Genomic DNA, 13,600 nt, shown 5'->3' on the forward strand with positions numbered 1-13,600 from the left:
AGTTTCTTTATTTATGTTAATTTTTGCGTTCCCCCGACAACCATAGGAGCCTGGTTCACCTGGCCCGAAATCCCGGCACCTGAAGCAGAGTTAATCACGAATCCTTTATTTTTCTTAAACTGTTCATAAGAGACTTGCATTAAATGGATAGTAGGGTAAAATCCTGTATTAAAGGATAATTCAAAGTCTTCCAGTGTTGTTTTCATAAATGATATCTGTCTGGTAACATGCGCGTTGTTGACAAGGATGTCCACTTTTCCATACGGTGAGATTGTCTCCTGTAAAAGCTCAACGGCATTTTCCTTGCGGGATATGTCTTTTTCAATCGCAGAGTAATTGTTTAAAAGGAGCTGCAATTATGTCAATGCAAATCGTAATTCTTGGTCTATTAAAAGTGAAAGAATATCATCCATATGAAATGAAAAAAGTCATTTTAGAACACAAATGGGATCACCTATTCCCCGTTACGGACGGCAATTTATATCATGCCATCCGCAAGCTCGAAAAGCATAAGTGGATCCAGGCTGAAAAGCAGGAGCAGGTGAATAACCGGCCAAACCGGACTGTCTACCAAATTACAGAAGAAGGAAAAAATCAGCTTTCAGAAGAAATCATTGAAGTGTTTAAAAAGCGGGTGCCTGAACCGCGCTCCCTTTATCCGGCCCTATTATTCATCGAATCAACCGAAGTCCCTGCAGCAGCAGAGCATATTAAATCATGGATCTCCGAACTGAAGACAGAAAGTGAAGGGAAGCATGATTACCAGGACGTCATTCCGAACCTGATCCAGGAGCATTATAGTGGATTAAATAAGTTTTATATGAATTGGCTTAATAAAATTCTGGATGCATTAGAATCAATTTAAGAAAAGAAGTAAGGGTCCTCCCTTACTTCTTTTAATTACCGGCTGCTTCCCCTCAGATTTTAATACCCTCTAATAAACTGTAAAAATATTGCCATTTTGCTTAAAACTATATACTTTAAACCTGAAAACAATTATACTATTCTGAATATTATCCTTTCGTTATGCGAAGGATTTTCGAATTACCTTTAAGGAGTGTCTATAGTTGAGAAGTTCAGCAAAGTTTGATTTAAAAACCTTTTTCCTGATGGCCGGCATTATTTTTGTGGCTTTTAATTTACGCCCTGCGATTACATCAGTTGGGCCATTGATAGGAGCAATCCGGGATGAAACGGGAATTTCCAATGGTGCAGCAGGCCTTCTGACTACCCTCCCGCTCGTTGCTTTCGCCCTTCTCTCTCCTTTTGTTCCAAAGATTGCCCAAAAGCTTGGAAGTGAATGGAGCATTCTTTTGGGTTTGATTATTTTGGGAGCCGGCATTTCGGCCCGTTCTTTGGGAATGCTTCCGCCGCTGTACATAGGAACTATTTTAATAGGTTTAGGGGTTGGTCTTTGCAATGTGCTTCTTCCTGGAATGGTCAAGGAAAAGTTTCCGCAGAAGGTTGGCCTGCTCACAGGCATCTATACATTTTCAATGGGAATTTGTGCAGGACTTGCGCCAGGATTCAGTATCCCGCTTGCAGAAAACATTGGCCTGGGATGGAGGCTTTCACTTGGTGTATGGGCCATCTTAATTCTTATCGCCATCATTGTCTGGCTTCCGCAGATCAGCTTACAAAAGAAAAAAAAGGAAGCACCTAAAGTATCTGCACCAAAGGGTTCTATCTGGTCCTCACCCATCGCCTGGCAGGTGACACTGTTTATGGGATTGCAATCAATGGTCTATTTCAGCACAACCACCTGGCTCCCCGAAATTCTTCATAGCCAGGGACGGGAAATCGCTGACGCCGGATGGATGGTAACGGTTCTCCAGTTTTCAGGACTACCTGTTAATTTTATTATTCCCGTTCTTGCCGATCGGCTGCCTAACCAAAAAGGGATTGCTCTTGGCATCGGCATTTTCACTTTTGCCGGCATATCGGGTCTCCTGATGAATGTTAATGCCATCATCTCTAACATCAGCATCGTTCTCCTCGGGATTGGTCTTGGAGCTGCAATCAGTCATTCCTTAACCCTGATCGGCCTTCGTGCTGAAAATGCCAAACAGGCTGCCAGCCTTTCAGGAATGGCTCAATCCGTGGGCTACCTGCTGGCAGCGGCAGGACCGATTCTCATCGGCTCACTGTATGATCTGTTCCACTCCTGGACGGTTCCACTGATATTCCTGATGACCATTACGGCTATCTTTACCATTTCCGGAATTGGGGCAGGGCGTAATCAATTTGTGCTGCAGGATAAGCACCATAAACAGAAAAAGACAGCTTCAACAATTGCATAAATCATAAAACAGCAGCCGGTTCACATAAGACCGGCTGCTGTTTTAATTTCTGAGTTTATTTGAGCGTACAAGTACTTTTATCCTTAACCTCGTCATTCATAACGAAATACTATGATTGTATTATTTCCCTGAATCATCAGAGCACTAAAATCAGGCATAGTCAGATTGGAAAGTTATATACAAATATAAATTGTTAAACTTATCAATGCCAGAATGCGAGTTGTTGATTCCGCCCTGTTTTGAGGAATCTTAAAAACTTTTAAATTTGTATAAAACCGTTTACACCTCCCTTACGTTACCTGTATTTGATAAGAAAAAATAACGGAGGGATTCATCATGAAAACAAAAATTTATTTTTGGACAATTCTTTTAGCTGGCATACTTTTTGCAGGATGCAGCTATCAGGAAAAACCAGAAAGTACAGGTGCAAAGGAACAAGCACAAGAAACAACAACAGCGGTTAACAACGAGTCAGAAAAAGATCTTGCAGAATCGGATACGAAACTTCAACTGCTGGAAAACAAAAAAATAGGTAAATATCTTACAGATGCTAAAGGTATTGCACTTTACTACTTTGCAAAAGATCAGCCAAATACATCAAATTGCAGTGGAGATTGCCTTAAAAACTGGCCTGCTTTCTACTCTGAAGACCTTGCTGTTCCAGAAGGATTTAATAAAGAAGACTTCGGAACGATTACTCGGCCTGACACTGGTGAGAAACAAACGACCTACAAGGGCTATCCGCTTTACTACTTCGTAAGGGACGGAGCATCTGGTGATGTAAACGGACAAGGCGTCAAAGATGTTTGGTTTATTGTTAACAGCGAAACATTATTTGCACAATAATGGATACTGCTGAAGGAACTGCCTGGTTTATCGGCAGTTCTTTTTTTCCTCCCCTATCAAATTTTCCCGACAATCTATGTTAACATCTATACTAAATAATTTCGTTTAACAAGGGAGCGATTTCCGTCAATGAATTCTAAGTCAGATGAAGAACTAATAGAATTAATTGTTCAAAATCATCGGCCAGCACTTGAAGAGCTGTATGACCGATATGTAAAACTTATTTACAGCTTCTCCATAAAAATAACCAAGGGCGATACGGAAAAAACGAAAGAAATTGTTCAGCAGGTGTTCCTTCGGCTTTGGACGACAAAAAACACCTATAATGCATCCCAAGGACAGTTTGTGAACTGGCTTCTCACCATAACTCGAAACATTTCCATAGATCTCATCCGTAAAGAACAAAAATATAAAGGGACGGTCCAATTGGAGCTTGAAGAATGGCAGCAAATGCAAGGTCTTCCAGCTGATGATGTCCAGCAGCAAGTTACAAGAAATCTGCTAAAACAGCAGATTCAAGAAGCAAAACGACATCTCTCTGAACCACAGCAGCGCCTGATCAACTTATTATATTGGGAAGGCTACTCCTTAAGTGAAATAGCAGAACTTGAACAAAAGCCGCTGGGTACGATTAAAAGCCGCCTGCATCAGGCCTTAAAAAAGCTTCGGAATAATTTCAACGGGAAAATAGGAGGTGTTCGGCATGGAGAATAAATGTGATAATTTATCTTTATATATTATAAATGAACTTACAAACCAAGATAAAAAACAGTTCGAAGACCATCTGCTAAAGTGCGCAAAATGCCAGCAGGAACTGAAATCTATACAAGAAACATGGCAAATGCTTTCTTATGATATAGAAGAAACAGAGGTACCGGAATCATTGAAGTCACAAGTGATGGATTTTGTCTTTGAAGAAAATAAATTTCTTAAACACGAAGAAAAAATAGAAGCCGAACCGATTAGCTTTAAAGAACGAATTTTATCAGTTGCCGAAAGGCATTTTTCACCCCTATCCACTGCTGTAACAGCTATTTTAATCATTTGTTTAATTGGGTTTTATTGGAATAGCCTTCAATTGAAAGATACGATTAAGTCATTAGAGAATAAAGCTGCTGATCCGGCACAAATTGTTACGACTTATTCCTTAACAGGGCAAAGCTTAGCTGCTTCTGCAACCGGCAGCGCATACCTTCTTCAGGAAGGTACGGAAACAAGTCTTGTCATTGCTTTAAACAATTTGCCTATTACAAAGAACAATGAAGTATACCAAGTATGGCTGTTACAGAACGGAAATCGGCAAAGTGCCGGCACTTTGATACCTGATCAAAACGGGAGCGGCCTTATCACCTACCGCCTTCCTTCAGAATATTCCTTTGAAGATATTGGGATTACATTGGAACCTAATCCATTCAACACTCAGCCGCAAGGGCAAAAAGTGCTGGGGACGTAATATAACAAAATAAACCTGCCCAATGAAATTTAGGGCAGGTTTAAACTCATTATTATTCAGCTAATTTCACTTTAAATGACTCTAATTTTTCCTTTGTTACGGTAACCAGTTCCTTCATTTTAGCAGAGTCAGCCTGATCTTTTTGAGATTCACTAATTAGTGGATATAAGCTTTCTTCAATACTTTCGTAGTCTTCAGGAAAATTCTCCTCCACTTTCTTCTCAATCTCATCCCAGTTTTCCTCAAGGTCTTGGCCTGTTTTTTGTATCAGTTCCGAGTTTTCCGCTTTATTTTTCAAATTAGCTTGTAATTCATCCAGAACCGCCATTACCTCATCACTGCCATTTAAAAGCTCATCATCCATTTGTCCGTCTGAGTTGTTCGCTTTTGAATTTTCATTTGTCTCATTATCTCCATTTGAACTGCAGCCAGCTGCCATTATAACGATCACTAATATTGATATATATGAAAGTATTTTTTTCACTTGAACCCTCCTCGCCCATTTCATTCCCTCTATTAGATTCTTCAAACTGGATAAGAAGTCACAGACTGTTGTTTTTCGATAAAAATATAGTCATTTTTAATTGAAGATTCGCCTCCTACTTCCATCCCCATTTTTGGAAAATCTTATGGGCTGATTCAGTTTGCAAATATTTTATAAACTTTTTTGCCTCTTTTTTATTGTGCGACGCTTTGGCAATAGCAATGGGTGTTCCTCTGTATATCTTTTCCTCATCAGGTAATTCAATTAATTCCGTTTCATCCCTCAAGCGATAATGCCAGGACTCATATGTGATCCATGCATCCAGCTTTGAATTTGTCCTCCAAAGATCAATGGCTTCAGCACTGGTTTTGACTGAAATATCAATGTTTTGATTTAAACCAGCGATCAGGCCCTTTCTTCCTGCCAGGTCTTCCCAAAGGCCAAGCTGGCCTGCACCGTTAACATCCACTATTTTAACTCCTGGCTTTGCTAAATCCTCAAGCGACTCTATTTTTTGGGGATTTCCTTTTCTCACCAGAATACCAGCAGCACGAGGATACAGCTCTGTTCGTGATTTTTCGTCTATCATTCCAGGATGGTTAAACACAAAGTTTTGCATCATATACTCTGAACCGCCATAAATGATGTCCGCATTCTCCTTTGCCTGCTGAATCCAATTGGATTCAGGTCCAGCCGTTACGTTCACCCTGATACCTGTTTCCGCTGAAAACTTTTCTGCAGCCTCCTTTATCGGGCCCAAAGGACCACCTGGACCATAAACTTGAACAGCTTCAGTCTGTGCGGCTTCAACTGAAGAATTTGCCGGCTCTACGGAATTCGAAAATGCCGTAAAACCCGCAGCACCTGCCATAACAAATAGACAAACCATCAGGAAAGAAAACTTTTTCATTCAAGAAACCCTCCATCTAATTTTTCAGGCAAAAGCCTGTTACAAATGGAAACGTACTGAATGGACAAACAGTTCGCTTTACTTGGTAAAATGAGTATTAATAACTACTTTAGAAATCATGCAAATGTTCTCCATAGTATGGGTCTGGATAAGCTGCGCATGCAATATCACCACTTATCAGGTTTTACAATTCAAACCATGCCCTGGCTAACACCCTTATTGCTTCATATATCTCTTCTTCAGATAGTAAGGCAAAACCAAGCAATACAGTGTGACCGTCATTTTCTCCAAATTGAGATACAGGATAAATTTTTATTTCTGCCTCTAAGGCTTTCCTGATCAGCTGCTGTTCATTCATTTCATTATTCGGCCGAAGTAATATGTGCAAACCTGAGTCCTGTCCGATTACTTCAGAAACTGGTGGAAAATACTTCGATATGGCAGAAATTAGGATATCTCTTTTCCTTCGATATACGACCCTCATTTTCTGGATATGCTTATCCCAGTACTCCTCCTGAAGAAATTTAATCAAGATCTCCTGATCTGTCCGTGAAACAGTTTGCGCATAAAAGAAATAATCTTCCTGATAAATCTTCAGCAAAGGTCTTGGAAGGACCATATAACTAATCCTTAGAGAGGGAAGCAGGGCTTTCGAGAAAGTACCCATATAGATTACTTTTTCATCCTTATCCAATCCCTGCAGGGCCGGGATCGGCTTGCCTGTGTAGCGGAATTCACTGTCATAATCATCTTCAATGATATAACGGCCAGGCTTTTCCTTTGCCCATTTTAAAAGCTGCATCCTTCTGGCAATAGGCATAATCATACCGCATGGAAATTGGTGCGATGGTGTGACAAAGACGATGTTTGCTCCTGACTTTTTCAGTTTAGATAAAATAAGTCCATCTTTATCGAGAGGAATGTCCCTCACATTGTCCATTCCTTTTTCAAAGATGACGAGCCTGCGGTGATATCCCGGATTTTCGACAGCAAAAATACTGCCATCCAGCAGCTGCAATAAAGTTTTCATTAAATATTGTGTTCCTGAGCCAAGAATGATTTGGCTGGGGGAACAATTTACACCCCTGGATTTATACAGATAACTCGCGATCTGGTTCCGCAATTCCAGCTCGCCTTGAGGGTGGCCAATCATTAGAACCTCGCCATTATCCTTAGTCAGGACTTGATTTGTTAATTTCCGGAACACAGAGAAAGGGAACGTCCTAATATCCACCCCGGAATGTGTAAAATGATACAGGTACTTACCCTCAGTATGCTGTTTTTCTTCAGCGAAAGGCTCTTCATTTTCTGAAGCAAAATGGTTCTGTTCAACTTCACTCACAAAATATCCTTTGCGCGCCTTCGATTCGATGTATCCTTCAGCCATAAGCTGTTCATATGCAGATTCAATTGTGTTCTCACTAACCAGAAGATATCTGGCAAATTTCCTTTTGGAAGGGAGCTTTGCCATTACCGCCAGATTGCCTGTCTTAATTTCTTTTTTAATATATTTATATAATTGCACATATAGTGCCTCACCGCTTGTAAAGTCTAGATTTGGCGTTAACTCGGACATCAGCCTGACCCCCTTAAAAATTAAAAATCTGACCCTTCTAACAACACCAGTTATTATCTATAATACATGATAATAACCAATACAGTAAGGAGACAAACAACATGAGCAATTCACGCAAGCTGGGACTGGCCATGATCATAAGCGGAGCTTCTTTATGGGGATTATCCGGTCCAATGCTGCAGTGGTTTTTTCAGGAAACCCACTTATCATCAAGCGATTATTTAGTTGTCAGATTGATTGCGGCAGGCATTTTCACGCTCATTTTCTTATCTTGCCGGAAAGTAAATGTATTTGCGATATGGAAATATCCCCGCCACTGGATACAGCTTCTTCTTTTTGCTGTTTTGGGGATGCTTGGAGGGCAATATGCTTTTATCGAAACCATTCAGGTGAGCAATGCCGTTACAGCAACCCTGTTTCAATTTGCTGGTCCGGTTCTGATCACCATTTATGTGGCAATCGAGTCCAGACGATGGCCAGCCAAGATCCATTTGCTGGCCATTGTCACCGCTCTATCAGGGATTTTTCTGCTTATTACCAACGGATCCCTGGATCAAATCCTTTTATCAGAAAAGGCTTTATGGATCGGTTTTCTAACGGCGCTTGGATTTGCCTTTTATACATTGCAGCCTGTTTCCCTCATTAAGACCTGGGGAACGATGACAATCATCGGGTGGGGAATGCTGCTCGGCGGAATCGTCCTATATTTGCTGATGCCATCATTCAGCTTTGCCACCCTGGCAGGAGCACTGCATATGGGTACATTATCTATGTTAATTAGCATTATTGTGATCAGCACCCTCTCTTTTTTGCTTTATATAGGGAGTCTGAAGTATCTTTCCCCCACAGAAACCAGTCTTTTATCCAGTATTGAGCCTCTTGTGGCAGCTTTGATATCCTTCCTGTGGCTAAAAGAAACTTTCGGGAGCTATCAAATGCTTGGCGGTGTTTTCATCATTGCAGGAGTGCTATTCCTATCAATGAAAGAAAAAGAAGAGGAAGTCATTATTTTGCAGCAAAAAGGGGCTTAATCCATACACTTTTGAATCATTAAGAAATCCAATAAACCTTATTAAACAATCGGTGAAACGGTTCTCCTTTCCTATGGTACGGTTAAGGTATCAAATGAACGAAAGGGGAACTATCTGTGGAAGCTCAAAAAATTCAAGAATATGTAATAGAAGAACCTAAAAAAAAACAAAAGGCTATCGGATTTGCAAAAGGATTATCGCTGACCCTTTTCCTTGCGGTTCTGGCTGGCCAAATTGCCAATCTTCCCTTTTTCTCCATTCTCGGAATTATGATCCTCTCCATTTTGCTGGGAGGCATTTGGGGAAATACGCTATCTGTACCTGTGGACGCTCATTCAGGTGTACAGTTCTCAAGCAAGGTATTGCTTCGGGCAGGGATTATTTTATTGGGCTTTAGGCTGAATTTGCAGGAAATTATCTCAGCAGGCTTTTCCATCATGATCATCGATGTTGTGGTCATCATTTTTACCATGAGTTTCATCCTGCTTTTGGGCAAAGCGTTCAGAATCAATAAGAAATTGTCAGCTTTACTTGCTGCCGGCACTGCTATTTGCGGAGCGGCAGCCATTATTGCGATTGCGCCTATTGTCAAAAGCAAGGAAGAGCAAACCGCTGTTGCAGTATCATGCATAGCCGTTTTAGGGACCATTGGGGCCATTTTGTATATTGTTTTATTTCCCTTGCTTCCTATCAGCGAGCAGGAATATGGTGTATTAGCCGGGGCAACACTGCATGAACTTGCCCATGTAGTGGCTGCAGGTGTTCCGGGCGGGGATGTCAGCAGTGACTCTGCCATTCTTGTAAAACTGGGAAGAGTCCTGTTATTGATACCAGTTGCCCTTATCATAAGCTTTGTTTACAGCAGAAAAAACAGCGGCAAAGGCCGGAATATAGGGAAGCTGCCAATCCCATGGTTTATTTTCGGATTTCTCCTTACCAGCCTGATCAATACTATTTTCTCCATACCCGGCAGTATCATCAGCATCTTTTTATTACTGAGCACCTACCTCCTTGCAATGGGTATGGCAGGGCTGGGGCTTAATATTAAATGGAAAGACTTTGTGAAAGTAGGCTTTAAACCAGTGGCTGTTGCCATAGCAGGCTTTCTGGGTCTTCTTGCCATAACCCCTCTGCTTCTCTTACTATATAAAGTTTTTTAAATGTCCCCTAATCAATTACAATAGATAGAGGGAAGTTACATGATTGAAGGAGGATACCTATGAACCTCGACTATTTAAAAGTATTTTATGTCACCGCCAATAATAAAAGTTTTTCCCAGACTGCCAAGGATCTTCACCTCTCTCAATCCAGTGTCAGCCTTCAAATCAAACAACTCGAAGAACAGTGGGATTGTCAGCTCTTTGAACGGACAACCAAAAAAATCTCACTGACTCCTGCAGGCGAAATCCTATATCATAAAGTCAAAAAACTGATAGCTTTAATGAATGAAACTGAAAATGAACTGGAAGAATTAAAGGGAAGTGTACATGGGGACTTAAAGGTCGGAGCCAGCTTAACGATCGGGGAGCATGTACTCCCCTTTTTATTAGCCGATTTTTCGAGTCTCTATCCGAAAGTCAGCCTGCATTTAAATGTATATAATTCCAGGCATATCGTTGAGAAGCTGTTAAATCATGAAATCAATTTAGGGTTCATTGAATCCATGCTCTCCTACCCAGCCTTAAAACAGGTTCCTTTTGCCAAAGATGAGTTGATTATCATAGCCTCTCCTGAAAATAAATTCATTAAGACGGACAATATAACCATCGAGGAGCTGCTGTCAGTTCCTATTATTATCCGGGAAAAAGGATCAGGAACAAGGCAAGTGATGGAAGATTCCTTTAGAAGATGCCATGTAGATGCCTCCAAATTGAATGTCATTATGGAACTGAAACACACCGAAGCCATTAAAACCTGCGTAGAAGCGGGTTTAGGCATTTCCATCATCTCAAAGTCTGCTGTAAAAAAAGAACTTCGGCTCGGGACTTTAAAACAATTACATATAGAAGGAATTACAATGCAGCGGGACTTCTACATGATCTATCATGAGGAAGCCCTGAAACATACCAGCAGGAAGCTGATGGAATTTATTTCATCAAGGCAGTGAGAATAAAGAAAGTACAAAAAAGCTCAAAGCCGCAGACTTGGAGTTCAGTGCTTATGAAGGTACATAATAAATGAAAAGCAGCCCCATTCATATTATGAATGGGGCCTTATCAGAATGATATTAATCGGGTTCGTATTCGGACTGCTCTCCGCCTTTTCTCTTGCATCCTGTCCGAACCAAGCTCGTATTCGGACTGATCTCCGCTTTTTCTCCTTCATCCTGTCCGAACCTGGCTCGTATTCGGACTACTTTTCCCTTTTTCTCCTTCATCCTATCCGAATCTGGCTCGTATTCGGACTGCTTTTCGCCTTCTCTCTTGCATCCTGTCCGAATCAGGCAAGCATTCGGACTGCTTTTCGCCTTTTCTGCTTCATCCTGTCCGAATCTGGCTTGTATTCGGACTGCTTTTCGCCTTCTCTCTTGCATTCTGTCCGAATCTGGCTTGTATTCGGACTGCTTTTCGCCTTTTCTGCTTCATCCTGTCCGAATCTGGCGGTATTCGGACTGCTTTTCGCCTTCTCTCTTGCATCCTGTCCGAACCTGGCTCGTATTCGGACTGCTTTTCGTCTTTTCTGCTTCATCCTGTCCGAACCTGGCTCGTATTCGGACTGCTTTTCGTCTTTTCTGCTTCATCCTGTCCGAATCTGGCTCGTATTCGGACTGCTTTTCGCCTTTTCTGCTTCATCCTGTCCGAATCAGGCACGTATTCGGACTGCTTTTCGTCTTTTCTGCTTCATCCTGTCCGAATCTGGCTCGTATTCGGACTGCTTTTCGCCTTCTCTCTTGCATCCTGTCCGAACCTGGATCGTATTCGGACTGCTTTTCGCTGTTTCTCCTTTATCCTGTCCGAACCAAGCTCGTATTCGGACTGATCTCCGCTTTTTCTCCTTCATCCTGTCCGAACCTGGCTAGTATTCGGACTGATCTCCGCTTTTTCTGCTTCATCCTGTCCGAATCAGGCACGTATTCGGACTGCTTTTCGTCTTTTCTGCTTTATCCTGTCCGAACCTGGCTCGTATTCGGACTGCTTCACCCTTTTTTTCCTTCATCCTGTCCGAACCTGGCTCGTATTCGGACTGCTTCACCCTTTTTTTCCTTCATCCTGTCCGAACCTGGCTTGTATTCGGACTGCTTTTCGCCTTTCTGCTTCCCTCTGTCCGAATAAGCTTCCTATTATGACCCAACCCTCAACCTTTTCTGACTTTGTTTTGACGAAACCTGGTTCTCTGATTATTTGATAGATAAATTATATATATTTTTTTCCCGTGTTTTTGAAACTGCTTCACAGCTCACTCTATGCTATTAAGCATCTATTTTTATACTAACCTGGCTACCAGTCTTAACATCAGTCCCATCTGTATCTGTTTTGCCTAAAATATAATAATCAAGTGTACTTTTAGGTATTTGATTGTATTCTTTCCTTTTATATAGATAGAAAGCTAATCCTAATACTGTCCAGACGATTAAGGCAATCAGTGAAGGTGCTCCAAGCGCTGATGGTGATCCAGGCACGAGCAGCAACCCAAGAAATGCAAGTCCGCTTAATGCTCCTATCAGAGCAACCAGTTTTTTGCCGGGTGAGACCATTTTTCCATCGGCTGCTTCTGTCCAGCTGAACAGTTTATAAGCTGTGTAGCAAGTATAAAAATAGGCAATGGTTACTCCTGTTGCTGACATGTCAACAATCCATAATAGGACGGGACGCCCAAACCATGGAGCAAACAGGCACAGGGCACATGTGAACAGGATCCCTACATAAGGGGTGCCATGCTTCGGGTGAAGCCTGGAAAAAGCTTTAGGAACTACTTTTGCTCTCCCCATCGCAAACAACAATCGGCTGGAAGAAACATAGAATCCATTAAGCCCTGTGAATACACCCATGCAAAGGGAGATTGCGAGCAGAAGCACTCCGAAGGCACCTAACGTATCAGAGATGACATCACCTGTCCCCCAAATCGGCTTTCCGGCAATAAGGTTTTGCCATGGCATTGCTACTGCTGTTGCAATAATCATAAAGGAATATAAGACACAAGCTACAATTAACGAATAAATGATAAGCTTGAATGCCTTTTTAGGAGGAAAATTAAATTCTTCAGCCGCCTGCGGAATATTATCAAAACCAACATATGCCCATGGAGCAATCGCGATGATTGCGATGATTCCAGTCAGTGCAGGTATCCCCGGTTTAAAAAAAGGCTGAAGATTTGACAGATCTGAAGATGGACTTAGTATCATGCTGATGGTGAGCAGGAACACACCGGCAACGAGGATAATGCAGAATATATATTGGAGACTGCCAGAAATGGAAGCACCCTTTATATTAAAATAGGCAAAGATCAGAAGTGCTGCAGTCGCAATCACTACTTCACCCAGATATACCTGCCAGCCGCCTATTTCATATAACAAACCGATATTTGTAAGCGAGGGAAGCATAAACTTTCCAAGCAAGGCCAATGCAGATGCATTCAGGGCGACAATACAAATATAGCCAAGAGTCAGAAACCATCCGCAAATAAAGGCATGTTTCCTTCCAAACCCTATATATGCATAAGCAAACTCACCGCCGGAAACAGGATATTTTTCAATTAAAACCCCGTAGCTGACGGCAATCACCATCATTAATAAAGCACCAATGGTTAACCCGATCACCGCCCCGATCGGGCCTGCTTTCCCCATCCATTCAGCCGGCAGAATAAAGGCTCCCCAGCCAATGGCAGAACCAAGCGCGATAGCCCACACCCATTGCGGCTTAAACGTTTTTTCAAGCTGTACCCTTTCTTCCATGTTTTCCCCTCCATTATTAAGGCTTCTCTCAAAATTTATTAAGGACTGCTTAATCTTGTTGAGCTAATGCCTTATCCTTATACTGGAGCAAAAAGCGTACCCCCGGCTT

Annotated in this window: 16 protein-coding genes; 8 read left to right on the forward strand and 8 right to left on the reverse strand. The window is 41.8% G+C overall.

Features of this window, described 5'->3' with window-relative positions:
* Positions 1–11: 11 nt before the first annotated feature.
* Positions 12–356, reverse strand: a complete 345-nt coding sequence (locus tag ACXAD1_RS14350) for an SDR family NAD(P)-dependent oxidoreductase (protein WP_244671297.1) — start codon at positions 354–356, stop codon at positions 12–14.
* Positions 357–358: 2 nt separating this feature from the next.
* On the opposite strand from ACXAD1_RS14350, the gene ACXAD1_RS14355 reads away from it, so the two are divergent.
* The 5 genes from ACXAD1_RS14355 to ACXAD1_RS14375 all read left to right on the forward strand — a co-directional run bounded on the left by ACXAD1_RS14355 (position 359) and on the right by ACXAD1_RS14375 (position 4,599).
* Positions 359–865, forward strand: coding sequence for a PadR family transcriptional regulator (locus tag ACXAD1_RS14355; RefSeq protein ID WP_206844600.1), 507 nt, complete (start codon positions 359–361; stop codon positions 863–865).
* A gap of 244 nt (positions 866–1,109) precedes the next feature.
* Entirely contained in the window at positions 1,110–2,300 is a 1,191-nt protein-coding gene (locus tag ACXAD1_RS14360) for a CynX/NimT family MFS transporter (protein ID WP_474911317.1), read from the forward strand.
* A 336-nt stretch (positions 2,301–2,636) separates the two neighbouring features.
* Positions 2,637–3,146 (forward strand): COG4315 family predicted lipoprotein, encoded by a 510-nt coding sequence (locus tag ACXAD1_RS14365; protein WP_474910410.1) that lies wholly within the window; start codon positions 2,637–2,639, stop codon positions 3,144–3,146.
* A 129-nt stretch (positions 3,147–3,275) separates the two neighbouring features.
* Entirely contained in the window at positions 3,276–3,860 is a 585-nt protein-coding gene (locus tag ACXAD1_RS14370; protein ID WP_206844593.1) for an RNA polymerase sigma factor, read from the forward strand.
* The gene (locus ACXAD1_RS14375) at positions 3,850–4,599 is read left to right on the forward strand and encodes an anti-sigma factor (RefSeq protein WP_474910411.1); all 750 of its coding nucleotides are present in this window, start codon (positions 3,850–3,852) and stop codon (positions 4,597–4,599) included. Before ACXAD1_RS14370 ends, ACXAD1_RS14375 begins: the two co-directional genes overlap by 11 nt.
* Before the next feature lie 52 nt (positions 4,600–4,651).
* Here the strand turns inward: ACXAD1_RS14375 and ACXAD1_RS14380 are convergent, their stop codons facing one another.
* The 3 genes from ACXAD1_RS14380 to pdxR all read right to left on the reverse strand — a co-directional run bounded on the left by ACXAD1_RS14380 (position 4,652) and on the right by pdxR (position 7,569).
* Positions 4,652–5,083 carry a hypothetical protein gene (locus ACXAD1_RS14380; protein WP_474910412.1) on the reverse strand — a complete coding sequence of 144 codons (432 nt, stop codon included), beginning with the start codon at positions 5,081–5,083 and terminating at the stop codon, positions 4,652–4,654.
* Between the two features lie 115 nt (positions 5,084–5,198).
* Positions 5,199–5,993 (reverse strand): extracellular solute-binding protein, encoded by a 795-nt coding sequence (locus ACXAD1_RS14385; protein WP_206844588.1) that lies wholly within the window; start codon positions 5,991–5,993, stop codon positions 5,199–5,201.
* A gap of 184 nt (positions 5,994–6,177) precedes the next feature.
* Positions 6,178–7,569 (reverse strand): MocR-like pyridoxine biosynthesis transcription factor PdxR, encoded by a 1,392-nt coding sequence (gene pdxR, locus ACXAD1_RS14390; protein WP_206844586.1) that lies wholly within the window; start codon positions 7,567–7,569, stop codon positions 6,178–6,180.
* Between the two features lie 101 nt (positions 7,570–7,670).
* Here pdxR and ACXAD1_RS14395 point away from each other — a divergent pair, with 101 nt between their 5' ends.
* From ACXAD1_RS14395 to ACXAD1_RS14405, 3 genes are all read left to right on the forward strand, one after another.
* Entirely contained in the window at positions 7,671–8,600 is a 930-nt protein-coding gene (locus ACXAD1_RS14395) for a DMT family transporter (protein ID WP_474910413.1), read from the forward strand.
* 116 nt (positions 8,601–8,716) lie between these two features.
* Entirely contained in the window at positions 8,717–9,760 is a 1,044-nt protein-coding gene (locus tag ACXAD1_RS14400) for a YeiH family protein (protein WP_474910414.1), read from the forward strand.
* A 59-nt stretch (positions 9,761–9,819) separates the two neighbouring features.
* Positions 9,820–10,707 carry a selenium metabolism-associated LysR family transcriptional regulator gene (locus tag ACXAD1_RS14405; RefSeq protein WP_474910415.1) on the forward strand — a complete coding sequence of 296 codons (888 nt, stop codon included), beginning with the start codon at positions 9,820–9,822 and terminating at the stop codon, positions 10,705–10,707.
* 332 nt (positions 10,708–11,039) lie between these two features.
* On the opposite strand, the gene ACXAD1_RS14410 is transcribed toward ACXAD1_RS14405, so the two are convergent.
* The 4 genes from ACXAD1_RS14410 to ACXAD1_RS14425 form a co-directional block, all read right to left on the reverse strand.
* A complete protein-coding gene (locus tag ACXAD1_RS14410; RefSeq protein ID WP_474910416.1) occupies positions 11,040–11,288 on the reverse strand; it encodes a hypothetical protein in 249 nt (82 codons plus the stop codon).
* A gap of 114 nt (positions 11,289–11,402) precedes the next feature.
* Entirely contained in the window at positions 11,403–11,600 is a 198-nt protein-coding gene (locus ACXAD1_RS14415; protein ID WP_474910417.1) for a hypothetical protein, read from the reverse strand.
* A 48-nt stretch (positions 11,601–11,648) separates the two neighbouring features.
* Positions 11,649–11,792, reverse strand: a complete 144-nt coding sequence (locus ACXAD1_RS14420) for a hypothetical protein (RefSeq protein WP_474910418.1) — start codon at positions 11,790–11,792, stop codon at positions 11,649–11,651.
* Positions 11,793–12,009: 217 nt separating this feature from the next.
* Positions 12,010–13,491, reverse strand: coding sequence for an APC family permease (locus ACXAD1_RS14425; RefSeq protein ID WP_474910419.1), 1,482 nt, complete (start codon positions 13,489–13,491; stop codon positions 12,010–12,012).
* Positions 13,492–13,600: the final 109 nt, after the last annotated feature.

The sequence above is a fragment of the Cytobacillus sp. ABV4_503 genome (assembly GCF_056158445.1).

Excerpts from the sequence above, each read along its gene's own strand:
- ACXAD1_RS14355 (WP_206844600.1), top strand. The coding sequence starts at position 359 with ATGTCAATGCAAATCGTAATTCTTGGTCTATTAAAAGTGAAAGAATAT.
- ACXAD1_RS14360 (WP_474911317.1), top strand. The coding sequence starts at position 1,110 with ATGGCCGGCATTATTTTTGTGGCTTTTAATTTACGCCCTGCGATTACA.
- ACXAD1_RS14365 (WP_474910410.1), top strand. The coding sequence starts at position 2,637 with ATGAAAACAAAAATTTATTTTTGGACAATTCTTTTAGCTGGCATACTT.
- ACXAD1_RS14370 (WP_206844593.1), top strand. The coding sequence starts at position 3,276 with ATGAATTCTAAGTCAGATGAAGAACTAATAGAATTAATTGTTCAAAAT.
- ACXAD1_RS14375 (WP_474910411.1), top strand. The coding sequence starts at position 3,850 with ATGGAGAATAAATGTGATAATTTATCTTTATATATTATAAATGAACTT.
- ACXAD1_RS14385 (WP_206844588.1), bottom strand. The coding sequence starts at position 5,993 with ATGAAAAAGTTTTCTTTCCTGATGGTTTGTCTATTTGTTATGGCAGGT.
- pdxR (WP_206844586.1), bottom strand. The coding sequence starts at position 7,569 with ATGTCCGAGTTAACGCCAAATCTAGACTTTACAAGCGGTGAGGCACTA.
- ACXAD1_RS14395 (WP_474910413.1), top strand. The coding sequence starts at position 7,671 with ATGAGCAATTCACGCAAGCTGGGACTGGCCATGATCATAAGCGGAGCT.
- ACXAD1_RS14405 (WP_474910415.1), top strand. The coding sequence starts at position 9,820 with ATGAACCTCGACTATTTAAAAGTATTTTATGTCACCGCCAATAATAAA.
- ACXAD1_RS14410 (WP_474910416.1), bottom strand. The coding sequence starts at position 11,288 with ATGAAGCAGAAAAGACGAAAAGCAGTCCGAATACGAGCCAGGTTCGGA.
- ACXAD1_RS14415 (WP_474910417.1), bottom strand. The coding sequence starts at position 11,600 with ATGAAGGAGAAAAAGCGGAGATCAGTCCGAATACGAGCTTGGTTCGGA.
- ACXAD1_RS14425 (WP_474910419.1), bottom strand. The coding sequence starts at position 13,491 with ATGGAAGAAAGGGTACAGCTTGAAAAAACGTTTAAGCCGCAATGGGTG.